Source organism: Burkholderia sp. Bp8998, from assembly GCF_003854235.1.
In the GTDB taxonomy this organism is placed as follows: domain Bacteria; phylum Pseudomonadota; class Gammaproteobacteria; order Burkholderiales; family Burkholderiaceae; genus Burkholderia.
In genome coordinates, this window is record NZ_QTQF01000039.1 from 16,520 (window position 1) to 38,660 (window position 22,141).

Here is a 22,141-nt window from a genome sequence, read left to right on the forward strand (position 1 = left end):
GACAAGGAGCCAACGACATGAGAGATTTCGCCAACAAGGTCGCCGCGATCACGGGCGCAGGCTCGGGCATGGGCCGCTCGCTCGCGGTACAGCTCGCGCAGGCCGGCTGCCACGTGTCGCTCGCCGACAAGAACGGCGTCGGTCTCGCCGAAACCGAGCGGATCGTGCGCGCGATCGCGCCGAACGTGCGCGTGTCGACGCGCGTGCTCGACGTCGGCGACCGCGACGCGATGTTCGCGTGGGCCGACGACACTGCAAAGGAACACGGCAAGGTCAACCTGATCTTCAACAACGCGGGCGTCGCGCTGTCGAGCACGATCGAAGGGATGGAATACGGTGATCTCGAGTGGATCGTGAACATCAACTTCTGGGGCGTCGTGCATGGCACGAAGGCGTTCCTGCCTCATCTGAAGGCAGCGGGCGACGGTCACGTGATCAACACGTCGAGCATCTTCGGGATCTTCGCGCAACCGGGCATGAGCGGCTACAACGCGACCAAGTTCGCGGTGCGCGGCTTCACCGAATCGCTGCGCCAGGAACTCGACATGATGAAGTGCGGCGTGTCGGCCACCTGCGTGCATCCGGGCGGCATCCGCACCAACATCGCACAGTCGAGCCGCGTCGCGAAGAACATGGTCGGCTTCATCGTCGAGAGCGAGCAGCAAGGCAAGGACAGCTTCGAGAAATTCTTCATCACGACCGCCGACGACGCCGCGCGCACGATCCTCGCCGGTGTGCGCAAGAACAAGCGCCGCGTGCTGATCGGCCGCGACGCGAAGGCCGCCGACTGGATGGCGCGCATCCTGCCGGCCGCGTACCAGGCGCTCGTCGTGCTCGCGACGCGCCGCGAGGCCGCGAAGGCCCGCCGCGCGGCCGCCCGCTACGGCACGCCGGCGGCCGCGCCGCTTCACGCCACCTACAACAACGCAGGCAATCAGGGAGGAGAACAATCATGACGACCCCGAACATGATGCCGGTGCGGCGCGACATCCGTTTCGCGCTGCCGCCCGAACACGCGAAGAACTGGCACGTCCAGGGCGTGCCGGTCACGCACTTCATGAACGCGCTGTCGCTGCTGTTCCCGGCCGGCGAGCGCTTCTTCATGGATTCGGTGCGCCACTACCGCGAACGGATCGAGGATCCGGCGCTGAAGAAGCAGGTGCTCGGCTTCATCGGCCAGGAAGCGATGCACACGCGCGAGCACATCGAGTACAACGACCTGTTGCAGTCGTCCGGCCTGCCCGCGCACAAGCTCGACAAGCGGCTGTGGACGATCCTCGGCTTCTTCAAGAAGACGCTGCCGCACTCGATGCAGCTCGCGATCACGATCGCGCTCGAGCACTACACGGCGATCCTCGCGAACCAGCTGCTGTCGGGCCACGAGCACCGCATCGACGGGTCGGTCGAGGGCTATCAGCAGATGTGGATGTGGCATGCGATGGAGGAAACCGAGCACAAGGCGGTGTCGTACGACGTATGGAACGCCGTGATGAAGCCGGGCGTCGGCAGCTACCTGCTGCGCACCGGCACGATGCTGACGACGACCGTGCTGTTCTGGACGATCGTGTTCGACTTCCACGTGCGGCTGATGCTGTCGCACCGTCGCAAGCACGGCGGGTTCGGCGGCATGTGGCGCCTCGTGAAGTACCTGTACAGCCCGAGGACCGGCGTGTTCCCGAGCATCGCGCGCGAGTGGCTCGACTATTTCCGTCCGGGCTTCCACCCGTGGGACCACGACAACCATCAGTACCTGCAGGGGCTCGACACGCTGCTCGCGAACATCGACGCGACCAACGCGCGCTACGCGGCGCAGGCCGCCCCGCGCCGCGTGCCGCTGCATCCGGTTGCGCAGGCATGACATCATGGCGCGCGCACACGAGATGCTGACCGTCCGCTCCGGCGACGTGAAACTCGCCGTCCATGTCAGCGGCCCGCGGCGCGCGCCGGCGCTGATCCTCGTGCATGGCTACCCCGATTCGGCGGCCGTGTGGGCGCCGGTCCGCGCGCGGCTCGCGAAGCGCTATCGCGTGATCGCCTACGACGTGCGCGGCGCCGGCGCATCCGATGCGCCGCGCCGCCGCGCCGACTACACACTGGCGCGGCTCGCCGACGACCTGAAGGCCGTCGCCGACGCGACCTGCGGCAACCGGCCGTTTCATCTCGTCGGTCACGACTGGGGGTCGATCCAGTGCTGGGAGGCCGTGACCGATCCCGCGTTCCGCGGGCGCATTGCGTCGTACACGTCGATCTCCGGCCCGTGCCTCGACCACGTGTTCCGCGCGAAGATGCGGCTCAAGCAGAGCCTGAAGTCGTGGTACATCGCGTTCTTCCACTTGCCGGTCGTGCCGTCGCTGGTCTGGCGCCTCGGCGGCGCCGCACTGTGGCCGCGCTGGCTGCAGCTGACCGAGCGCGTGCGGCCCGAGCGCGATCCCGCGCAGCTGAAGAATGCGCTGAACGGATTGCAGCTTTACCGTGCGAATTTCCTCGCGCGGGCGAGAAAGCCGCGCGAACGGTATGCGCAGGCGCCGGTGCAGATCCTCGTGCCGGTGCGCGACCGCTATGTGACGCCCGGGATGTCGGTCGGCCTCGATCGCTGGCTCGGCGAGCACGTGCGCGAGGAAATCGACGGCGCACACTGGGTCGTGGTGCGCAATCCTGATCTCATCGCGGCGCGGATCGACCGGTTTGCGTCGGCGCATGAACGACCGGCGGTCACGGCAGCGCCCGCGGCAGCGCGAGGGGCAGTTCAGCGCAACGGCGGCAGGCGCTTGAACAGCGTTTCGTAGTCGATCACGAGCCCGTCGGCGTCGATGTCCATCTCCGCCGTGAAATTCCTGAAAATGCCTTCGTAGCGGTAGCGCCGGCCGGGCTCGATGCACGCATAGGCCTGCTTGACCGGCGTCACGGTCAGGTCCGGCGTCGAGATGTAGGCGACGTCGATCGGCCGCCGCTCGCCGCGCGCGAGGCCGAGGCGGCCGATCGGCAGCGAATTCGTGAACGGCGTCGCCGCGATGTCGATGTCGACGCAACCGTCCAGTTCGCGCAGTTCGCGGCCTGAGCCGTCGCGCCAGTGCCCGGCCGCGTCGCCGTGCAGTTCGAGCGTGCCGCCACCCATCACCTTGAGTACCGCGTACTTCACGCGCCATTGCGAATCGCACTCGACCCGATACGCGAGCCCGTACGCGCGGCCGTACCGCTGACCGACCACGGCGCTTTCGACGACGATGCCGGAGGGATTCCGGTCGAACGTCAGATGTTCGATTCCGTCGCCTTCGAGCGACGTCCAGCGCAGTTCGTGCATCGTCCCGTCTCCTTGTTGCCGTACGAGGGGGCATCGTCACACAAATCCCGGCTATCCAAAATGCTAGCGCCGGCGAGTCCAGCACATGTCATTTGTGTTCGACGTCCATGTCCGGACCCTCGAACGCTGATCGGATCGCTTCCACGACTCGCGCCGCTCTGTGCTCATCCTCAAGCTGCGGATACTGCTGTTTGAGCTTGCGAGAAATTTGCCAGCCGTTTTCCCTGACGGAGCGAATGATCCGGTCTGCATCCGGGTTCGGCATCTCCACAACTTCCTTGAGGCGCTCCTGGGCGAGCTGAAAGACGACCAACGTCCTGGCCTCATCGGCCATCTCGGTGCGAATCGTGTGCTCGACGACTCGCGCGGTATACAGAACGTGAGCTGTCAGATCTGGATAGCGCCAGACGAAACGCGCATCTCCGTAGCTGTCGAAATCGAAATTGCTGCACGTTCCGTCTTCATAGGTCACGAGTTTTCCGAACCGATAGGACGTTGCGTAGCGCCGCATGACGCAGCGGGAGAACACCTCGAGCGTGCGATCGTATCCGGCACGAAACTCCGTCGAACTCGTGATGGTTGCCGAGATCGGCAATATCACGCCATCCGGTACCGCCTTGTCCCGCACCAGTGAGTCATTGATCAAGAAGCGATGAATCCGGCCGTTGCCGTCACGCATCGGATGGATATAAACGAAGCCGAACGCCAACGCCGCGGCACGCGCCAGCGGCTCGGCGCCTCGCGTTGCTGCCTCGAATTCGGCGAGCCCCGCCAGCATTGGCGTCACATCTTCGAACGCCGGGGCAATGTAATGCACGATGTCTTCGCGCATCGTAGCCTGCCCCACGAATACCGGTGAACGGCGCACCCCCAACCCAAGCGCATCGTGGCCCAGAATGCCGGCTTGCAGCGCATGCAGGCTTGAGGCGCTTAGTGGAGCGTCGATTCGGCCGCAGTATTGCGCGATGACATGCGCAAATCGCTGGATACGGTCCGCCTGATCGATCTCTTTCTCGATGAGAAAGCTTGCACGCGACTCCTTGAATGTCAGCCAACTGGCTGTCCGCATCAGGATGTCCGGCCCGAAGACGCGGTCCAACTCGCTCAGTGCCGCGCTCAAATCAAACTGCACGGCTTCCTGAACCGCGGCAGTTCGGCGAACCAGCGGGCAAAACGCAGGCGTACCCGGCAAGTTGTCGTACACCCGCCAACGGCGATTTCGAAGCGGCTCCGTGCGGGTAAGGTATTCAGTTGAAGAAACCGCATTGACATAGCCGCCGTTCGGCACGTCCGGTACGTCCAGACGCTGGCCTGTCAGCCATTCATACAGGAAACCCGTGCGTCGAGCGTATTGGCCCAACGGAGCGCTCCGGCACCAGCTTTCAATCGGCTCCGGTCCAACGACTGCAAACAAGCGGGCAAAAAACTCGAGGTGAAGCTCTTCATACTTCAGTCCGAACTCGAAATGACCCGCAAAGTCGTCGGTGGGTCGATAACTGGGCGGATAGCGGTTTTCCACTTGGTCGTCGCTTTCACGGCTTGCACGTGTGCTGCCAATGATCGAAGCAACACGCAGCGGCTGCGCCAGCGTAATGTCGTAGCGAGCAACCAGCGCCTTGAAACCGACTTTCATGGATAAATCCCCTAACGAGATTCCGAAAACACTAACAATTGCGCGATCGTACACGAAAACGCTAACGTATCAGTTCGCGCAAAAATGATAACCGAAATCCAAATTTGCTAAGAAATGGCCTCAATCCCGCGAAAACGCTAACACGCATCCCGACTACCCATCGATCACGCCCCACTTCCGGGCATCCCGCCACAAATCCCGACTATCCAGAATTCCCTATTCCGGTGCATCGCGGAGTGTCCTATGCTCGCGGCTCATCCTGTTCTGCCGCCGCCATGCCTGACACCCGCATCGCTTCGCCGACGATCGACCTTCGCATTTTGCTGCGCGGCATCGGACAAATCGTGCTGCAGGCGAACGCGTTCACCGGCGCGATGCTGGTCGCCGCACTGGCGCTGACCGACCTGCGGCTCGCGTGCGCAGCACTGGTCGGCGCGGCCGCCGGCACCCTGACCGCCGTACTGACCGGCGCGCCGCATCCGGACGTCGAACAAGGGCTGCACGGCTTCAATGGCGCGCTCGCCGCGCTGGTGGTCGTGCTGTTTGCCCCCACCCCGCTCACCGCGCTCTTGCTGGTGCCGCTCGCCGCGATCGGCGCCGCGCTGGTGCAGCGTGCGATGCGCACCGCGCTCGCGAAATGGCGCCAGTGCCCGTATTCGAGCCCGTGCCTCGCCGCCACCGCATTGTGGCTGCCGTTTGTCGCGGTGCAGCACGCAAGCGGCACCGCGCCGGCTGCACCGCTCTTGCTCGACACGTTCGCCGCCGCGCTTCTATCGGGCGTCGCACAGACCGCCTTCGCGCAAGGCGCGTGGGCCGGCGTGCTGATCGTCGCCGGCATCGCGATCGCGTCGCGCCGCACGGCCGCATTCGCACTCGGCGGTGCGATCGTGTCGACCGTATTGCTGATCGCGCTCGGCGCGAGCGGTGCAGCATTCGCCGACGGCCTGCTCGGCTTCAACGGCGCACTCGCCGCGCTCGCGCTGATGTCGCGCGGTGCGCGCGCCGCGCTCGCGGCCGCCGCACTGGCCGCGCTGATCCAGTGGCTCGCGATGCGGGCGGGCATCGTCGCGCTCACCGCGCCGTTCGCGCTCGCGTCGTGGATCACCGTGGCCGTCGCGCGCCGCCTTACCCTCGGAGAACCCGATGTCGTCATTCGCACACCGTCCTGACACCGTGAAACCCGGCGGCCCGATCTCGGACGCCGAGCGCCGGCTGCGCGTCGATCTCGCCGCCGCGTATCGCCTCGTCGCACTGAACGGCTGGGACGACCTGATCTACACGCATCTTTCCGCGACGGTGCCGGGCGAACCCGGCCATTTCCTGATCAACCCGTTCGGCCTGACGTTCGACGAGGTTCGCGCGTCGAATCTCGTGAAGATCGACCTGGCCGGCAACCGGATCGGCGACAGCGAACACGCGGTCAACGTGACGGGCTTCGCGCTGCATGCGGCCGTGCACGCCGCGCGGCCTGACGCCGTCTGCGTGATGCATCTGCACAATACGCCCGGCATCGCCGTGTCGATCCAGCGCGATGGACTGCTGCCCGCGTCGCAGCATGCGCTGCGGTTTCTCGGCGACCTCGCGTATCACGACTACGAGGCGCTCGCGTTCTCGCCGGCCGAAGGCGCGCGACTGACCGCCAGCCTCGGCGCGAAATCCGCGATGCTGCTGCGCAACCACGGCACGCTGACGGTCGGCCGGACGGTCGCCGAAGCATATGTGCTGATGGATACGCTGATCAAGGCGTGCGACATCCAGGTGCGCGCGCAGGCCGGCGGCGGGCCGCTCGTGCTGCCCGAGCCGGCCGTCGCCGACCGCACCGCCGAGCAGTTGCGCGACGGCGGCGCGATCGAGGGCGAACTGGAATGGCCGGCGCTGCTGCGCCGCCTCGACCGGATCGATCCGTCGTATCGTGACTGACGCCGCCGGCGTCCCATCGAATTCCCCCCAACCCTCGGAGCATTCAGTCATGCCGACTTTCAATATCCAGTTGTTCGAAGGCCGCACGGTCGAGCAGAAGCGCGCATTCGTCGAAGCGATCACGCGCGTCACGTGCGAGACGCTCGGCTGCGACCCGGGCTCGGTCGATATCATCCTCGCCGACGTGAAGACGGAGAACTGGGCGACGGCCGGGAAGCTGTGGAGCGACGAGCGCTGATGCCGGCCCGTTCGGCGCCGGCGGAACCTGCCGGGCGACGAGCGTTCGAATTGCGGTGACATCTGGACGAACGCGCTGCACGATGCGGCGCGCCAAGGAGACCGCATGATCGACGACAAACGTATCGCCACCGCGCCCATCGACATGATCCTGTCGATGGGCGCGCAACGGGACCAGTCGCTTCGGCATGTCGATCAGACTTGTCCGCAACACGAATTCGTCGCCTGTCGCGAATTCGTGTCGCACGAATTGACCACGATGCTGGTCGACTTCATGGATCCGCTCTACGCACGGCACCCCGACCTGAAGCCGCCGGACCTCGCCTGACCTTCTCCTGCAATGCCGGGCATGCGCGTTGCAGGCGGCCTCCCTGCCCCGCGCCGCGTTGTGCGCCCGCACATCGCGCCGTCACGCAATCGGCGCATCAATCGGCGCATAATGCCGAACACACTACGCAGCAGCCAATGGCCACCCGACCAGGAGACCGCCATGGAAGCGAAGAACGAAGAAGTCGTCGCACACCTGCTCTCCGATGTCGTCGAATTCGCGCGCGGGCGCCTGCCCGAAGCCACGTTCCGAATCGTCGAACCTTTGCTGCGTCATTACTACGATTTCGGCGACGCCGATGATCTGCAGAATCGCAGCATCGCCGACCTGTACGGCGCCGCGATGGCGCACTGGCAGACCGCCCAGAAATTCGTGCCCGGCAGCGAGCGGCTGCGCGTGTACAACCCGATCCTCGAACAGCACGGCTGGCACTCGGACCATACGGTAATCGAGATCGTCAACGACGACATGCCGTTCCTCGTCGATTCGGTGACGATGGCCGTCAACCGCCTCGGGCTCGCGCTGCACTCCGCGCTGCACCCGGTGTTCCGCATCTGGCGCGGTCGCGACGGCGCCATCGAGCGCGTCGACGCCGGCGGCGCGACGCCCGACGACGGCCGGTCGCAGCTCGCATCGTTCATCCATTTCGAAGTCGACCGCTGCGGCGATGCCGCGCTGCTCGACACGCTGCGCGACGACATCGCGCGCGTGCTCGGCGACGTGCGCGCGTCGGTCGAGGACTGGCCGAAGATCGTCGACATCGTGCGTGCGACGATCAAGGACATGAAAGCCCGCGAATCCACCGCGGAAGACATCGAGGCGCGCGCGTTCCTCGAATGGATGGCCGCCGATCACTTCACGTTCCTCGGCCAGCGCGACTACTCGCTGGTATCGGACGGCACCGGCTTCGGCCTGCGCGGCGTCGAAGGCTCGGGCTTCGGCCTGCTGCGCGAATCGCTGCGCCTGCCCGGCGCGTCGGACGTGACGCCGCTGCCGCCGGCCGCCGCCGAGATCATCACCGGCCCCTGGCCGATCTTCGTGACCAAGGCGAATTCGCGCGCGACCGTGCACCGGCCCGGCTATCTCGACTACGTCGGCGTGAAGCTCGTCGGCCCCGACGGCAAGGTGGCGGGCGAGCGGCGCTTCATCGGGCTCTATACGTCGACCGCCTATTTCGGCTCGTACACCGAGATCCCGATCGTGCGCCGCAAATGCGCGAACATCGTGCAGCGCGCGGGCTTCTTGCCGAAGGGACATCTCGGCAAGTCGCTGGTGACGGTGCTCGAAACCTATCCGCGCGACGAACTGTTCCAGGCCGACGAGGACCAGCTCTACGACATCGCGCTCGGCATCCTGCGGCTGCAGGAACACCAGCGCACGCGCCTGTTCGTGCGGCGCGACCGCTTCGACCGCTTCGTTTCGTGCCTCGCGTTCGTGCCGCGCGACAAGTACAACACCGACCTGCGCCGCCGCATCGCGAAGCTGCTCGTCGACGCGTACAACGGCGTCAACGTCGAGTTCACGCCGTTGCTGTCGGAATCGGCGATCGCGCGCATCCACTTCGTCGTGCATGCGGAGCCGGGCACGATGCCGGAAGTCGACACGCGCGAGCTCGAAACGCGGCTCGTGCAGGTTGCGCGCCGCTGGCAGGACGATCTCGCCGACGCGCTGCTCGACGCCTTCGGCGAAGAACAAGGCAACCGCCTGCTGCAGCGCTATGCGGACTCGTTCCCGGCCGGCTATCGCGACGACTATCCGGCGCGCACGGCCGTGCGCGACATCGAGCTGATCGAGCGCGTGAAGGCGTCGGGCCAGCTCGCGATGAACCTCTACCGCCCGATCGAGGCCGAGGCGCGCGCGTTCCGCTTCAAGGTGTATCGCGCGGGCGACCCGATCGCGTTGTCGCGCAGCCTGCCGATGCTCGAACATCTCGGCGTGCGCGTGGACGAAGAGCGGCCGTACCGGATCCAGACGCAGGATGCCGCGCCCGCCTGGGTGCACGATTTCGGCCTTGAACTCGCCGACGATACCGAATTCGACATCGAGCGCGTGAAGGGCCTGTTCGAGGATGCGTTCGACCGGATCTGGAGCGGCCGGATCGAGAACGACGACTTCAACCGCCTCGTGTTGCGCGCGCACCTGAGCGCGCGCGAAGTCACGATCCTGCGCGCGTATGCGAAATACCTGCGGCAGGTCGGCTCGACGTTCAGCGACGCGTACATCGAGCGCGCGCTGACCGGCAACCCGGCGATCGCGCGGCAGCTCGTCGAGCTGTTCCTGGTGCGCTTCGACCCGGCCACGGGCAGCACGCGCGACGTACAGGCCGAACGCCTGCTGAAGGCAATCGAGGCCGCCCTCGACCAGGTGCCGAATCTCGACGAGGACCGGATCCTGCGCCAGTTCCTCGGCGTGATCAACGCGACCGAGCGCACCAACTATTTCCTGCACGACGCCAATGGCGACTCGAAGCCGTACCTGTCGTTCAAGTTCAATCCGGCGAAGGTGCCCGGCCTGCCCGAGCCGAAACCGATGTTCGAGATCTGGGTGTACTCGCCGCGCGTCGAGGGCGTGCACCTGCGCGGTGGGCGCGTCGCGCGCGGCGGGCTGCGCTGGTCCGACCGCCGCGAGGATTTCCGCACCGAGGTGCTCGGGCTGATGAAGGCGCAGATGGTGAAGAACGTCGTGATCGTGCCGGTCGGCTCGAAAGGCGGCTTCGTCGTGAAGAACCCGCCGCCGCCGAGCGATCGCGAAGCGTGGATGCGCGAAGGCATCGCGTGCTACCAGACGTTCCTGCGCGGCCTGCTCGACCTGACCGACAATCTCGCCGGCAACGCGATCGTGCCGCCGCCCGACGTGGTGCGGCACGATCCCGACGATCCGTATCTCGTCGTCGCGGCCGACAAGGGCACGGCCACCTTCTCCGACTACGCGAACGCGATCTCGCACGAATACGGCTTCTGGCTCGACGATGCGTTCGCGTCCGGCGGCTCGGTCGGCTACGACCACAAGAAGATGGCGATCACCGCGCGCGGCGCGTGGGAATCGGTGAAGCGGCACTTCCGCGAGATGGGTGTCGATACGCAGGCGACCGACTTCACCGTGGTCGGCGTCGGCGACATGTCGGGCGACGTGTTCGGCAACGGAATGCTGCTGTCGCCGCATATCCGGCTCGTCGCGGCGTTCGATCACCGGCACGTGTTCCTCGACCCGAACCCCGACCCGGCGACGAGCTTCGCGGAGCGCCAGCGGATGTTCGCGCTCGAACGTTCGAGCTGGGCCGACTACGACACCTCCGTGATCTCGGCTGGCGGCGGCGTCTACCCGCGCACCGCGAAGACGATCCCGCTGTCGCCGGCCGTGCAGGCCGCGCTCGGCATCGACGCGCACGCGCTGCCGCCGACCGAGCTGATCCGCGCGATCCTGCAGGCGCCGGTCGACCTGCTGTACAACGGCGGCATCGGCACCTACGTGAAGGCCGCGCGCGAAACTCACCAGCAGGTCGGCGATCGCGCGAACGATGCGGTGCGCGTGAACGGCGCGGACCTGCGCTGCAAGGTCGTCGGCGAAGGCGGCAACCTCGGCTGCACGCAGTTCGGCCGCATCGAGTTCGCGCAGCGCGGCGGGCGCATCAACACCGACGCGATCGACAACTCGGCCGGCGTCGATTGTTCGGATCACGAAGTCAACATCAAGATCCTGCTCGGGCTCGTCGTCACCGACGGCGAGATGACCGAGAAGCAGCGCAACGCCCTGCTCGCGGAAATGACCGATGAAGTCGGGCTGCTCGTGCTGCGCGACAACTACTACCAGACACAGGCGCTGTCGATCGCGGGCCGCTACAGCGTCGAACTGCTCGACGCCGAGGCACGCCTGATGCGCTGGCTCGAACGGGCGGGCCGCCTGAACCGCGTGATCGAGTTCCTGCCGACCGACGACGAGATCGCCGAGCGGCAAGCCGCGAAACAGGGCCTCACGTCGCCGGAACGCGCGGTGCTGCTCGCGTACAGCAAGATGTGGCTGTACGACGCGCTGCTCGAATCCGACGTGCCCGAGGATCCGCTCGTCGCCGCGATGCTCGTCGACTATTTCCCGAAGCCGCTGCAACAGCGCTTCAGCGAACCGATGCATCGCCACCCGCTGCGCCGCGAGATTCTGGCGACGCACCTGACCAACGCGCTCGTCAACCGGGTCGGCTGCGCGTTCGTGCACCGGCTGATGGAAGAAACCGACGCGCAGCCGGGCGACATCGTGCGCGCATGCATCATGGCGCGCGACGTGTTCGATCTCGATGCGGTGTGGCGCGACATCGATGCGCTCGACAACCGCGTCGCCGACGACGTGCAGGCGCGCATGTTCGTCGACGTCGCGCGGCTGCTGGAGCGCGCGGCGCTATGGTTCCTGCGGCAGTTGCAGTCGGGCACGGTGGCCAACGGCGGCGTCGCCGGATTGATCGCACGCTGCCGCGACGCGGTGCAGCGCATCGCGCCGCAATTGCCGTCGCTGCTGCCGGCCGACGATCTGGCAGCGCTGTCCGAGCGGCAGCGCGTGCTGGTCGAAGCCGGCGTCGACAGCGCGCTCGCGGTGCGCGTCGCGAGCGGGGACATCTCGGCCGCGCTGCTCGACATCGCCGAAGTGGCCGCGACCTGCGATCGCAGCCTCGAACTGGTCGCGGGCGTCTATTTCTCGCTCGGCACGTTGCTGAACTACGGGTGGATCGGCGAGCGCGCGGCCACGCTGCCGACCCCGACGCACTGGGACATGCTGGCGCGCGCGGCCGCGCTCGCGGAAGTCGCGCGGCTCAAGCGCACACTCACCACCAGCGCGCTCGCGGAATCGGCCGATGCGACGGCGCCCGAGTCGATCGTCCAACCGTGGCGCGAACGCCGCGAAGCCGCGCTGCAGCGCTACGAGCATCTGCTCGCCGACCTGCGTGCGTCAGGCGGCGCGAGCCTCGCGGTGCTGCTCGTGGTCGTGCGCGAAATGGCCGTGCTGGAGCGCGCGTGACGGGTAACGGCGCGGCTACACCGTCGCGACGAGCAGCGCTTCCGCGTTGTTCGGCGGACGCAGGCCGTCGGTACGATCGGCGAAGTAGCGGCGCGTGAGTTCCGCGGCCGACACATGCTCGGCCTGCGTGAAACCCGCTTCCATCGCAAGCGCGCGGATATCAGCCGGCATGAAGAAGCTGATGAACGGCGTGCCGCTCGCGCGTGCGCCCTTCTCGGCCATCTCGAGCCCCGGGCGTACATCCGGATCGGCATGCTCCAGCGGCAGCAGGAACGTCATCGCGAACGTCGAGCCCGGTGCTAGCGACGCGACTTCGCGCAGCGCCGCCGCGTTCGCGTCGCGCGTCAGGTACATGCTGACGCCGGTGGACACCACGACCGCCGGTTTGCCCGCATCGAAGCCCGCACGCACGAGCGCATCGCGCCACGCTTGCTTCCGCTCGAAATCGACCGGCACGAACCGCAGCCAGTCCGGCACGCCGAAACCGAGCTCGGTCAGCCGGCGGCGCTTCCACGCCTGCGGCGCGGGCGGATCGACCTCGAAGACGGTCAGGCGCGACGCCATCTCGGGCCGGCGCTGCACGAAGCTGTCGAGGCCCGCGCCGAGGATCACGTACTGGCTCACGCCCCGCGCGGCCTCTTCGACGACGAGATCCTCGATGAAGCGCGCCCGCGCGACGATCGACGCGCGAAACGGCCGCGTGAACCGTGGATCCATGTCGCCGCGCTGCTGCCAGCCCGGCGCCGGCGCGAGCAGGCGCAGGCCGACTTCGTCGGCGAGCACGTGCGGCGGCGCATCGAGTTCGGCGTGCAGCGCGCGCCACAGCGCGACGCGCGCGGCGGTGCTGTCGGGGGCGTCCTGATGGAGGTCGGTCATCGCCGTGGCCTCACGCGCCCGGCTGGCCTGGCGCCTGCAGGCGCCACACGCGGCCGTCCGGATCGCGCACGGTCATGTCGCGCGTGCCCCAGTGCGTATCCTCGAACGGCGTGACCACGTCGACGATCGGCTGCGGCCGGACCGCCTGCTCGTCGGGCACCTTCAGCACGACCTGCATGTCCGGCGTCTCGCTGGCCGGCACTTCGGCGATGAACAGAAACGGGCCATCGCCGCTTCTCAGCTGGCCCGACTGGTGGTCGGTTTCGAATTCCAGCGTGAAGCCCAGTGCCTGGAAGAACTTCGCCGACTTGCCCCAGTTGTGCGTCGTCAGGTACACGGCTTCGATTCGCTCGGATGACATGTCATTCCTCCTTGATGGACGGCCCCGCCCCCGGCTGCGGCGCGGCCAGATACGCGCGCAATGCGTCGGCCACCAGCGCGGACAGCGACTGCTCCGTTTCGATGGCGCGATGCTTGACCTGCCGGATCAGGCTCAGCGGCAGGTACACGTTGAATTGCTTCACTTCTTCGTCGGTCATGGAGGCTAGTATGCTAGCAAAATAGCAAATGTCAAACTGGAATCCGCAATCGGCGACGCCGCGGACGTCGACGCCCGCCCGCACCGCCGCTCGCAACGTACCTACATCGTGTTCGCCCGTGCCGCCACCCGCGCGAACAGCACGTCGAGATCGAAGCCGCTCGTATCGATGCCGATCGTGTCGCGCAGGCACGCACCCCACGCGGCCGCGTCGTCGAACGTGACGGTGCGCCCCGCGCCCGCCGCGTCGCGCAGCGTCAGCACGGTGTTGAACAGCGCCGCGCGGCCGTCCGGCAGCACGCGGCACGCGATCAGGTCGTTCACGAAGATCGATTCGGGATAGGTCGACGTGAACCAGTTCGCGGCGTCGTAATCGATCCACTCGGCCCGCTTCAGCGAGAAGCGGTAGGTCGTCTGCCAGCCGTCGGGAATCTCGAACTGCATGTCGAACTCGCCGTCGGTCGGCGCGCCGACGACGCGAAACGCGCCGTGCGGCGTCAGTTGCCGCTCGTCCGGCACGAAGCGCAGCGGCGCGGTCAGCGTCGCGCTGCCGAAGCCGATGTCCGCGAGCCACGCCGCGCCGTCGAGATCGATGCGCAGCAGCATGTGCGTCTGCGCGGTGACGACCTCGGGCGGCCGCATCCAGCGCACGCGCGCGATCAGCGGCGTCACGCGAAAACCGATCGTCGTGAGCGCGGTGTAGAACAGCTTGTTGAGTTCGAAGCAGTAGCCGCCGCGGCGCCGCCCGATCACCTTGTCGACGATCGCGGGCAGGTCGAGCGCGACACGCGCGCCGGTCAGCGGATTGAGGTTTTCAAATGGAATCGCCTGCGGGTGCAGCAGATGCAGCCGGCGCAGCACGTCGAGCGTCGGCTCGGCCGGGCCGTCGTAGCCGATGCGGGCGAAGTAGCGCGAGAGGTCGAACGAGTCAGTCATGAACCGGCACCGGGAACGGGGAACACGCCACGATAGCATCGGGCGATATCCCCATGTTGCGTGGGGCCATCCCGGATCGCCGCGCGCTGCCGGCGCCGCGGCGCGCGGGTCCGCCAGCGTCAAGGCAGCAGCTTCAGCGCGGACGACGCGACCGACGGCACCGAAATGCCCTGGCTCGTCGCGAACTGCACGGCCTGGCTGAGCGTCGTCGCGAGCGACTGCAACTGGCCCGGCGCGCTTTGCGCGATATACGACGCGGCCTGCATGTTCTGCGGATTCAGGCCCGCCTGCAGCAGCGATGCGGCGCTGGTCGAACCGAGATTGCCGAGCCCCGACTGCAGCTGCGAGTACTGCGTCAGGCCCTGGCCGAGCGAGGCCAGGCCATTGCTGAACGCCTGCTTGTCGATCGGGCCGTGCGTCGCACCGCCGCTCGCGAACGCCTGGCCGAGCGCCTGCGACACCGACTGCTGCGCGCCGCCCATCTGCGACAGCGCCGCCGGCGTCAACGCATTGCCGCCGCCGAGCAGGCTGGCGGCCTGCTGCGCCTGGCCGGCCGCGCCGGTGAGCCCCATCGCCGACGCGAGCGACGACTGGCCGGACAGCACCTGCTGGTTCGCGCCGACGTACGCCTGCATCAGCTGCGCGACGCCGCCCTGCGCGGGTGCGGCCTGTTGCTGACCGCCGCCGAGCAGCGCCGCTCCGATCGACTGCAGGTCGAGCTGCGCGTGCGCGGTGCCGTTCACGCCCAGCAGGATGCCGAATGCGATGCCCGCCGATGCCAGGTGCTTGCCCGTCGCGCGAATGTGCTTCATCTGTTTCCCTCGTGCCCGAATCGTTGAGGCCGATATTGTCGAAGCGCGCCGCGCGCCGCCGCAACGACTGAAACACATCGAAACGAAATCGCGCGCCGCGGCCGCTTGCAATTCCGCGGCCGTCTCGCGTCGCCGCGCGCATTCATCCGCGTTTGCGGCGCGATCTCGGGCGCGCATCAGGATTCGTTCCGGGTCCGCATCAATATGCGTTTATCTCCCGGGTTCCGGGGATCGACGCCGCACCGCACCGCACGTCACTCAGCCACCCAGTCCGGCAGCCGCCGGCCGACCCAGTCGGCCGCCTGCTCGTAGCCGCGCGCGAGCTGCAGCACCGCGAGATCCGCGCGCGGCCGGCCGATCAACTGCATCCCCATCGGCAGCCCCGCGTCGTTGAAGCCGACCGGCACGCTGATCACCGGGCAGCCGGCCAGCGTCCACGGCACGACCGTTTCCATCCAGCGGTGGTAGGTGTCCATCGTGCGTCCCGCGATTTCCGTCGGCCAGCGCTGCTCCACGTCGAACGGGAACACCTGCGCGGTCGGCGCCGCGATGAAGTCGTAGCGATCGATGAAGCTCAGCACGGCCTGGTGCCACGCGGTGCGCTCGATGCTGGCGTCGAACACCGCGGCGCCCTGCATCGCGAGCAGCCCTTCGACCTCGTAGATCGCCTCGGGCTTCAGCAGCGCACGCCGTGCCGGGTCGCGATAGTGCGCGAGCAGCCCGCCGCCGGACAGCAGGTGCCGATGCGCGAGCCACAGGCGCCAGATCCGCTCGGGCGCGAACGCGGGCAGCGCCACATCGACGTCGCAGCCGATCTCGCGCAGCGTCGCCAGGCCCTTTTCGCACTGCGCGAGCACGCCCGGCTCGGTCGCGAGATAGCCGTTCCAGTCGCCGACCCACGCGATACGCTCGCCGCGCAGGTCCTTGTCGAGCGGCTTCGCGAACACCGCCGGATCTTCCGCGAGCGACAGCGGATCGTTCGGGTCGTAGCCGGCCTGGATCGCGAGCAACTGCGCGACGTCGCCGACCGTGCGGCCCATCGGCCCTTCGATGCCGAGCTGCTGCATGAACACGTCGACGGCCGGCCAGCGCGGCACGCGGCCCTGCGACGGACGGAACCCGTAGATGTTGCAGAACGCGGCCGGATTGCGCAGCGAACCGCCGAAGTCGCTGCCGTCCGCGACCGGCAGCATGCGCGCCGCGAGCGCCGCCGCCGTACCGCCGCTGCTGCCGCCCGCGCTCTTCGTCAGATCGTACGGATTGCGCGTCGCGCCGTGGACTTCATTGAACGTATGCGAGCCGAGCCCGAACTCCGGCGTGTTGGTCTTGCCGATGAAGATCGCGCCCGCCGCGCGCATCCGGCCGACGCCGACCGAATCGGCCTGCGGCACGTTATCGCGGAAGATCGGCGAGCCGTAGGTCGTCCGCAACCCTTTCGTCATCGCGAGATCCTTCGGCGCCTGCGGCATCCCGTGCAGCCAGCCGCGGTACTCGCCGCGGGCCAGCTCGGCGTCCTTCTCCGCGGCTTCGGCGAGCAGCGTGGCGCGATCGCGCAGCGAAATCAGCGCGTTCACCGCCCCGTTTACGCGCTCGATGTGATCGAGATACGCGCGCATCGTCTCGACGCACGAGACCGCCTTGCTGCGGATCGCCGACGCGAGTTCGCCGGCCGGCAGGCGCACGATCGGGTCGACGGTGATGGAAGCGGGGGCGAGCAGCTGCGGGGCGCCGTGCGGCATGCGAGGTCTCCTGGAATCGAAATGGAATGGCGGGCCGCATGGGGGCGGCGATCCGTCCCGAACGGCCCGGAAGGCGCCGGGAGGCGGCCGCGCCGCGGCCGATGCACTACTCTACGCGAGGCCGAAGGGCCGACCTCCGATATTTTCCGCCGCGATTCATTGAGGATTCGACTGAATCGGGGTGGCGCGCCACCGCTGGATGGCCCGCGTCGCGCCACTGCCCGCCCGATCGGTGAAAACGTTTATGCGCATAAACTTAAATTTCTTATATTTCTAATAGGCGCGAAACTAGGCGGCACACGTTGACGACATTTTTACGCGGCCGCCCGATCTCTTTAGGTCGAGCGATCCAGCCGCGCGCTACGCTGGAAACCTCTCGATGACGAGGGCATCTTTCATGCTCAAGCTGCTGGTTCCGGTCGGTCATTCGCCCCGCTCGCTGCAGGCGGTCCGCCACGCGACCTTCCTGTATCGCGAACGGTGCGCATCGGAGATCGTGCTGATCAATGTCCAGGCGCCGCTCGAAGCGACGCGGCTCGAGGCGTTTCACCCGCTGTCGCGGCTCCAGTCGATCGAGGACAAGTTCGCGTGCGACGATCTGGCGATGGCCGAGCGGGTGTTGCGGGAGGCCGGTGTCCGATACAGCATCGTGAAAAAGGTCGGGCCGGTGGCCGACACGATCGCGGCCGTCGCGGCCGAGACGGGCTGCGACGAAATCGTCGTCGTCGCGCCGCGGCACGATCCGTTTCACGCGATGCTGTCGATGTTCCGTCGCAGCGTGATGGACCGGCTCGTGCGAATCTCGAATGTGCCGGTGACGGCGGTGCGATAAGCGGCTGACCGCAGCCGGGCCGCCGTCTCGTCGTGCGGCACCGCGCCGGAAACCTCGATGCGCACACGTGCGACGAGGTCGTCGTGGCCCGCTTCGGCGAGTCGTTTCATCTGGGTCGACGCAACGATGTGTCCTGCACGACGCAATGCCGTCCTGTGCCATGTACGAACGCTGCAACGCGCATACGTGCGCCTTCGCGCAGCGCCGGCATGCTTACTGGATGACCTTGCGCACGAAGACGAGATAGGTCGCCAACGAAGACGCGCCCAGCAGAATTACCCACAGCGGCGCCATGCTGATCAGGACGGAAGAGACGTTAAGCATTTGGATTCCTCACTATTTTTATAGCGATGTTCAACACATACCCGCTTCACCCGGAACCGGTGCGCTCATCGCTCGCCGCACATCGCGTTCCGTTAAAACATGCATTGATGGTATCGATTTGACCGGCGATGCGGCCGTCTCGCCCTGCTCCAACCCTGACATTCGTCAAACTCGCGTCAATCGCGCGCCGATGCGGCCGGCCGCCGCCTCTTTGCTCGTTCGCGTGAAAAAACGGGACGCGATCACCCCGGCCGAGCGCCATTTCAGCAGACGTTTACCGGGGGAAGCCCCAAGTGCTTCCCGAAACGTGTCCGCGTTACGCTTGAGCAACGAGGAGACGAATCATGAGACGAGTGGTACACATCGCTTTTTTCGCGCTGCTGGCCTACCTGATCGGCGATCGGGCGCTGCTGCACGCGCAAGGCCGCGACGCCAGCCCGACGGCGTGCTCGCAGGGCGCCGAGCAGGTGAAATACGACGCACTCAGCCGGGGCTTCGGCAACGCGGCCGCCAGCAGCCAGAGCGAGGCGTTCATGTCCGGCTGCCTGGTGACCGGGCGCGGCAATCAGGATGTCGCGATGGCGGCCCGTTGAGGTCGAACGGACGCAGTGCCGGTTGTCCTCATGCCGCATTGCTTGACCGCAAGACGGTCGCCACGAACACTTTCCGTCGGTTGCGCTTCGCGCCGTCGCCATTGACGCGCCGGTAACCGGCAATACGCGATCGAGCCAACGCTCGGCGCGACCGACGAGCAGTCGCCAGAACCCGTCAAGCACGTTCTCGTCATGGCGCTGGCAACGTCCATCGCTACCCCGGGCCAGTCGCGCTCATTCACGGGCGCGCCGTGCGTGCCCTTCCATACCCCCGCTTCCCACGCGCCACCCGAGGCGGCCTTCTGCTGCGCCGCGCGGTGGAAACGCATCGTCCGGTCGATGCCGACCCAACCGGCCGCCGGGCACACCGATTGCGGCTCGATTGCCCTCTCTCCACGGGCCGCCAACATGAACGACAACGAGTCCCTCGATCCGGCGCAACCTCATCAGCCGGCGACACCCTGGCTCCGCCGCCTCGGCCCCGGCCTGGTTACCGGCGCCGCCGACGACGACCCGTCCGGCATCGGCACGTACTCACAGGCCGGTGCGCAGTTCGGATTCGAACTGCTCTGGGTGATGTTGCTGACCTACCCGCTGATGACGGCCATCCAGCTGGTCAGCGCGCGCATCGGCCGCGTGACGGGCAAGGGCCTCGCATCGAACATGCGCACGCACTATCCGCCATGGCTGCTCTATGCGACCGTCGTGCTGCTGATCGTCGCGAACGTGATCAACATCGCTGCCGACCTGTCGGCAATGGGCGCGGCGGTCGGCTTGCTGCTGCGCGGTCCGCAAGAACTCTATGTCGTCTGCCTGGGCGGCGTGTCGGCCGTGCTGCAGATCTTCGTGCCGTACGACCGCTACGCGCGCCTGCTCAAATGGATCGCGCTGGTCCTGCTCGCGTATGTCGCGGTGGCGCTGATCGTGCCCGTCCGGTGGGGCGAGGTCGGGCGAGCGATCGCGCGGCCGCATATCCAGTTCACCGCCGCTTACCTGACCACGGTCATTGCCGTGCTCGGCACCACGATCAGTCCGTATCTGTTCTTCTGGCAGGCGTCGCAGGAAGTCGAAGAGCTGCGAGCGGTGCCGAACCAGGGGCCACTGCGACACGTGCCGCATCAGGCACCCGTGCAATTGCGCCGAATCAGCTTCGATACCTGGGTCGGCATGGGCGTATCGAACGTCATCGCGTTCTTCATCACGCTGACCGCGGCGGCTACACTCAACCTGCATCACATCGACGTGAAGACGTCGGCCGACGCCGCACGGGCGCTCGAGCCCGTCGCCGGGCACTTCGCCTATGTCTTGTTCGCGCTCGGGATCATCGGCACCGGCCTGCTGGCGCTGCCGGTTCTCGCGGGATCGGCTGCCTATGCGGCCGCCGGCACGTTCCGCTGGCGCAACAGCCTCGCGCTGCGGCTCGGTGTCGCGCCCGAGTTCTACGCGGTCATCGCATTGGCGATCATCGGCGGCGTGGCGATCACGTTCATGCACTTCGACCCGATCCGCGCGCTCTACTGGAGTGCGGTCATCAACGGCGTGACCGCCGCCCCGATCATGGTCGTGATGATGTCGATGGCCGGCAGCCGGCGCATCATGGGCAAGTTCGCCGTCACAGGCGCGCTGGCATGGGGCGGCTGGCTCGCGACGCTCGCAATGGCGATCGCCGCGATAGGCGTGCTTGTGCCGGGTTGAACCCACCCTGCCGGCGCCGCACATCGCCGGATAGACCGGCATCGCACTGCCGCATGCAAACCGGGCACGCATGCCGCGGGATGGAAGGAGGACGCATCGTGGCCAGGAAAACCGCAGGATCGGCACGGCTGCCCGCCAGCGACCAGCGCGTGCACATTCTCGCGAACCTCCGCAGCCGCAAGATGGCGCGCTCGATACACACCTACACGCGCGGCAGCGCCGAGCGCTTCTATGCATGGCTGGCGGACCATCGATCCGGGACCTTGCCCGACGGCCCCGCGGTATGGATCGGCGGCGACTGCCATCTCGGCAATCTGGGGCCCGTCGCGGCGAGGACGGGCGAGGTCGCCGTGCAGATCCGCGATCTCGACCAGACCGTGATCGGCAATCCCGTTCACGATGTGCTGCGTCTGGGGTTCTCGCTCGCCACCGCCGCGCGCAGCTCCGATCTGCCGGGCATCATCACGTGGCGGATGATCGAGGCGCTCATCAACGGATACGAACTGGCGTTCGACAGCCGGCACCGCGACGAAGCCGGCCACATGCAACGGCCGACCGCGGTGAAGATCGCGATGAAGACGGCGCTGCACCGCTCGTGGCGAAAACTCGACCGGCAGACGTTCAGGGACGTCACGCCGCACATTCCGCTCGGCAAGCGCTTCTGGCCGCTGTCGGAACGGGAGCGGAGCGCCATTCATTCACTGTTCGAATCCGCACCGGTTTCCCCGATCAGCGCTGCACTGAGCCGCGCGGCACATGGCGACGCCCGAATGAAGGTGCTCGACGCCGCCTATTGGGTAAAGGGTTGCAGCTCGCTCGGACGGCTCCGCTTCGCGGTCATGCTCGATATCGACGACGCATGTTCTGCAGGCCATCCGCCCTGCCTGGTCGACATCAAGGAGGCCGCGCTCGCCAAGGCGCCGAAGTATCCCGGCGTGCGCATGCCGCGCGACGCTGCACAACGGGTGCTCGAAGGCGCGCGGCACGTGTCGCCGATGCTGGGAAGCCGGATGTGCGCCGCGCGCCTCGACGGGCGCTCCGTCATCATTCGCGAACTGATGCCGCAGGATCTGAAACTGGAAGCGGAACGACTGTCGGAGGCCGATGCGGTCGAAGCCGCACGGTACCTTGCTCTGGTGGTTGGTCGCGCGCATGCCGCGCAGATGGACGGCACGACGCAACGCGCGTGGCGCGCCGAGTTGCGTCGCCAGCGTCCGAAGACCGTCGACGCGCCTTCCTGGCTGTGGCGAAGCATCATCGAACTGATGGCCGCACATGAAGAGGCGTATCTCGAACATTGCCGGCGCCATGTGCTCGGCAACGCGGTTCGCTGAATCGACGCACCGATCATGCGCCGCAGGCAGTGCGCGCGA

The 22,141-nt window shown here is 67.1% G+C and carries 20 protein-coding genes; 12 read left to right on the forward strand and 8 right to left on the reverse strand.

Annotation, left to right across the window (positions count from 1 at the left end; translation table 11 throughout):
- Positions 1-17 precede the first annotated feature (17 nt).
- From DIE06_RS29855 to DIE06_RS29865, 3 genes are read left to right on the forward strand one after another with little or no spacing between them, the layout of a single operon-like run.
- The gene (locus DIE06_RS29855; protein ID WP_124664488.1) at positions 18-956 is read left to right on the forward strand and encodes an SDR family oxidoreductase; all 939 of its coding nucleotides are present in this window, start codon (positions 18-20) and stop codon (positions 954-956) included.
- Positions 953-1,858, forward strand: a complete 906-nt coding sequence (locus DIE06_RS29860; RefSeq protein ID WP_124664489.1) for a metal-dependent hydrolase — start codon at positions 953-955, stop codon at positions 1,856-1,858. The genes DIE06_RS29855 and DIE06_RS29860 overlap by 4 nt, the downstream gene beginning before the upstream one ends.
- Before the next feature lie 4 nt (positions 1,859-1,862).
- Complete coding sequence (locus tag DIE06_RS29865; RefSeq protein WP_124664490.1) at positions 1,863-2,786, forward strand: alpha/beta fold hydrolase; 924 nt, start codon at positions 1,863-1,865, stop codon at positions 2,784-2,786.
- Here the strand turns inward: DIE06_RS29865 and DIE06_RS29870 are convergent.
- Both DIE06_RS29870 and DIE06_RS29875 read right to left on the reverse strand, forming a co-directional pair.
- Complete coding sequence (locus tag DIE06_RS29870; protein WP_124664491.1) at positions 2,747-3,301, reverse strand: putative glycolipid-binding domain-containing protein; 555 nt, start codon at positions 3,299-3,301, stop codon at positions 2,747-2,749. The genes DIE06_RS29865 and DIE06_RS29870 overlap by 40 nt on opposite strands.
- Before the next feature lie 88 nt (positions 3,302-3,389).
- On the reverse strand, positions 3,390-4,934 hold the full coding sequence (locus tag DIE06_RS29875; protein WP_124664492.1) for a Fic family protein: 1,545 nt from the start codon (positions 4,932-4,934) through the stop codon (positions 3,390-3,392).
- Positions 4,935-5,209: 275 nt separating this feature from the next.
- Between DIE06_RS29875 and DIE06_RS29880 the strand changes: the two genes are divergently transcribed.
- The 5 genes from DIE06_RS29880 (at position 5,210) to DIE06_RS29900 (ending at position 12,423) form a co-directional block, all read left to right on the forward strand.
- Positions 5,210-6,103, forward strand: coding sequence for an urea transporter (locus DIE06_RS29880; protein ID WP_124664493.1), 894 nt, complete (start codon positions 5,210-5,212; stop codon positions 6,101-6,103).
- Entirely contained in the window at positions 6,078-6,854 is a 777-nt protein-coding gene (locus DIE06_RS29885; RefSeq protein WP_124664494.1) for a class II aldolase/adducin family protein, read from the forward strand. Before DIE06_RS29880 ends, DIE06_RS29885 begins: the two co-directional genes overlap by 26 nt.
- A 49-nt stretch (positions 6,855-6,903) precedes the next feature.
- Positions 6,904-7,092, forward strand: coding sequence for a 4-oxalocrotonate tautomerase (locus DIE06_RS29890; protein ID WP_124664495.1), 189 nt, complete (start codon positions 6,904-6,906; stop codon positions 7,090-7,092).
- Between the two features lie 105 nt (positions 7,093-7,197).
- Positions 7,198-7,419, forward strand: coding sequence for a hypothetical protein (locus DIE06_RS29895; protein ID WP_124664496.1), 222 nt, complete (start codon positions 7,198-7,200; stop codon positions 7,417-7,419).
- 162 nt (positions 7,420-7,581) lie between these two features.
- Positions 7,582-12,423, forward strand: coding sequence for an NAD-glutamate dehydrogenase (locus DIE06_RS29900; RefSeq protein ID WP_124664497.1), 4,842 nt, complete (start codon positions 7,582-7,584; stop codon positions 12,421-12,423).
- A gap of 15 nt (positions 12,424-12,438) precedes the next feature.
- Here DIE06_RS29900 and DIE06_RS29905 read toward each other — a convergent pair whose 3' ends face one another.
- The 6 genes from DIE06_RS29905 to DIE06_RS29930 form a co-directional block, all read right to left on the reverse strand.
- Complete coding sequence (locus tag DIE06_RS29905) at positions 12,439-13,299, reverse strand: class I SAM-dependent methyltransferase (RefSeq protein WP_124664498.1); 861 nt, start codon at positions 13,297-13,299, stop codon at positions 12,439-12,441.
- Positions 13,300-13,309: 10 nt separating this feature from the next.
- Positions 13,310-13,660, reverse strand: coding sequence for a glyoxalase/bleomycin resistance/extradiol dioxygenase family protein (locus DIE06_RS29910; RefSeq protein ID WP_124664499.1), 351 nt, complete (start codon positions 13,658-13,660; stop codon positions 13,310-13,312).
- Between the two features lies 1 nt (position 13,661).
- A complete protein-coding gene (locus DIE06_RS29915; protein WP_124664500.1) occupies positions 13,662-13,838 on the reverse strand; it encodes a ribbon-helix-helix domain-containing protein in 177 nt (58 codons plus the stop codon).
- 101 nt (positions 13,839-13,939) lie between these two features.
- Complete coding sequence (locus tag DIE06_RS29920) at positions 13,940-14,773, reverse strand: arylamine N-acetyltransferase (RefSeq protein WP_124664501.1); 834 nt, start codon at positions 14,771-14,773, stop codon at positions 13,940-13,942.
- 119 nt (positions 14,774-14,892) lie between these two features.
- Positions 14,893-15,585: a hypothetical protein gene (locus DIE06_RS29925; protein WP_124664502.1), complete on the reverse strand. Its 693-nt coding sequence runs from the start codon at positions 15,583-15,585 to the stop codon at positions 14,893-14,895.
- 254 nt (positions 15,586-15,839) lie between these two features.
- The gene (locus DIE06_RS29930; RefSeq protein WP_124664503.1) at positions 15,840-17,324 is read right to left on the reverse strand and encodes an amidase; all 1,485 of its coding nucleotides are present in this window, start codon (positions 17,322-17,324) and stop codon (positions 15,840-15,842) included.
- A gap of 397 nt (positions 17,325-17,721) precedes the next feature.
- Here DIE06_RS29930 and DIE06_RS29935 point away from each other — a divergent pair, with 397 nt between their 5' ends.
- The 4 genes from DIE06_RS29935 (at position 17,722) to DIE06_RS29950 (ending at position 22,102) form a co-directional block, all read left to right on the forward strand.
- On the forward strand, positions 17,722-18,156 hold the full coding sequence (locus tag DIE06_RS29935; RefSeq protein ID WP_124664539.1) for a universal stress protein: 435 nt from the start codon (positions 17,722-17,724) through the stop codon (positions 18,154-18,156).
- Positions 18,157-18,824: 668 nt separating this feature from the next.
- Positions 18,825-19,073, forward strand: coding sequence for an adhesin (locus DIE06_RS29940; protein WP_124614144.1), 249 nt, complete (start codon positions 18,825-18,827; stop codon positions 19,071-19,073).
- Between the two features lie 408 nt (positions 19,074-19,481).
- Positions 19,482-20,768: an NRAMP family divalent metal transporter gene (locus DIE06_RS29945; RefSeq protein ID WP_124664504.1), complete on the forward strand. Its 1,287-nt coding sequence runs from the start codon at positions 19,482-19,484 to the stop codon at positions 20,766-20,768.
- 80 nt (positions 20,769-20,848) lie between these two features.
- Complete coding sequence (locus DIE06_RS29950; protein WP_124664540.1) at positions 20,849-22,102, forward strand: DUF2252 family protein; 1,254 nt, start codon at positions 20,849-20,851, stop codon at positions 22,100-22,102.
- The last annotated feature ends 39 nt before the right edge of the window (positions 22,103-22,141 follow it).

Bases quoted from the DNA above. Each gene is read 5' to 3' on its own strand.
- DIE06_RS29925 (WP_124664502.1), bottom strand. From the start codon at position 15,585: ATGAAGCACATTCGCGCGACGGGCAAGCACCTGGCATCGGCGGGCATC.
- DIE06_RS29875 (WP_124664492.1), bottom strand. From the start codon at position 4,934: ATGAAAGTCGGTTTCAAGGCGCTGGTTGCTCGCTACGACATTACGCTG.
- DIE06_RS29895 (WP_124664496.1), top strand. From the start codon at position 7,198: ATGATCGACGACAAACGTATCGCCACCGCGCCCATCGACATGATCCTG.
- DIE06_RS29890 (WP_124664495.1), top strand. From the start codon at position 6,904: ATGCCGACTTTCAATATCCAGTTGTTCGAAGGCCGCACGGTCGAGCAG.
- DIE06_RS29900 (WP_124664497.1), top strand. From the start codon at position 7,582: ATGGAAGCGAAGAACGAAGAAGTCGTCGCACACCTGCTCTCCGATGTC.
- DIE06_RS29910 (WP_124664499.1), bottom strand. From the start codon at position 13,660: ATGTCATCCGAGCGAATCGAAGCCGTGTACCTGACGACGCACAACTGG.
- DIE06_RS29885 (WP_124664494.1), top strand. From the start codon at position 6,078: ATGTCGTCATTCGCACACCGTCCTGACACCGTGAAACCCGGCGGCCCG.
- DIE06_RS29905 (WP_124664498.1), bottom strand. From the start codon at position 13,299: ATGACCGACCTCCATCAGGACGCCCCCGACAGCACCGCCGCGCGCGTC.
- DIE06_RS29915 (WP_124664500.1), bottom strand. From the start codon at position 13,838: ATGACCGACGAAGAAGTGAAGCAATTCAACGTGTACCTGCCGCTGAGC.
- DIE06_RS29950 (WP_124664540.1), top strand. From the start codon at position 20,849: ATGGAAGGAGGACGCATCGTGGCCAGGAAAACCGCAGGATCGGCACGG.
- DIE06_RS29945 (WP_124664504.1), top strand. From the start codon at position 19,482: ATGAACGACAACGAGTCCCTCGATCCGGCGCAACCTCATCAGCCGGCG.
- DIE06_RS29920 (WP_124664501.1), bottom strand. From the start codon at position 14,773: ATGACTGACTCGTTCGACCTCTCGCGCTACTTCGCCCGCATCGGCTAC.
- DIE06_RS29860 (WP_124664489.1), top strand. From the start codon at position 953: ATGACGACCCCGAACATGATGCCGGTGCGGCGCGACATCCGTTTCGCG.
- DIE06_RS29865 (WP_124664490.1), top strand. From the start codon at position 1,863: ATGGCGCGCGCACACGAGATGCTGACCGTCCGCTCCGGCGACGTGAAA.
- DIE06_RS29870 (WP_124664491.1), bottom strand. From the start codon at position 3,301: ATGCACGAACTGCGCTGGACGTCGCTCGAAGGCGACGGAATCGAACAT.
- DIE06_RS29940 (WP_124614144.1), top strand. From the start codon at position 18,825: ATGAGACGAGTGGTACACATCGCTTTTTTCGCGCTGCTGGCCTACCTG.
- DIE06_RS29855 (WP_124664488.1), top strand. From the start codon at position 18: ATGAGAGATTTCGCCAACAAGGTCGCCGCGATCACGGGCGCAGGCTCG.
- DIE06_RS29935 (WP_124664539.1), top strand. From the start codon at position 17,722: ATGCTCAAGCTGCTGGTTCCGGTCGGTCATTCGCCCCGCTCGCTGCAG.
- DIE06_RS29930 (WP_124664503.1), bottom strand. From the start codon at position 17,324: ATGCCGCACGGCGCCCCGCAGCTGCTCGCCCCCGCTTCCATCACCGTC.
- DIE06_RS29880 (WP_124664493.1), top strand. From the start codon at position 5,210: ATGCCTGACACCCGCATCGCTTCGCCGACGATCGACCTTCGCATTTTG.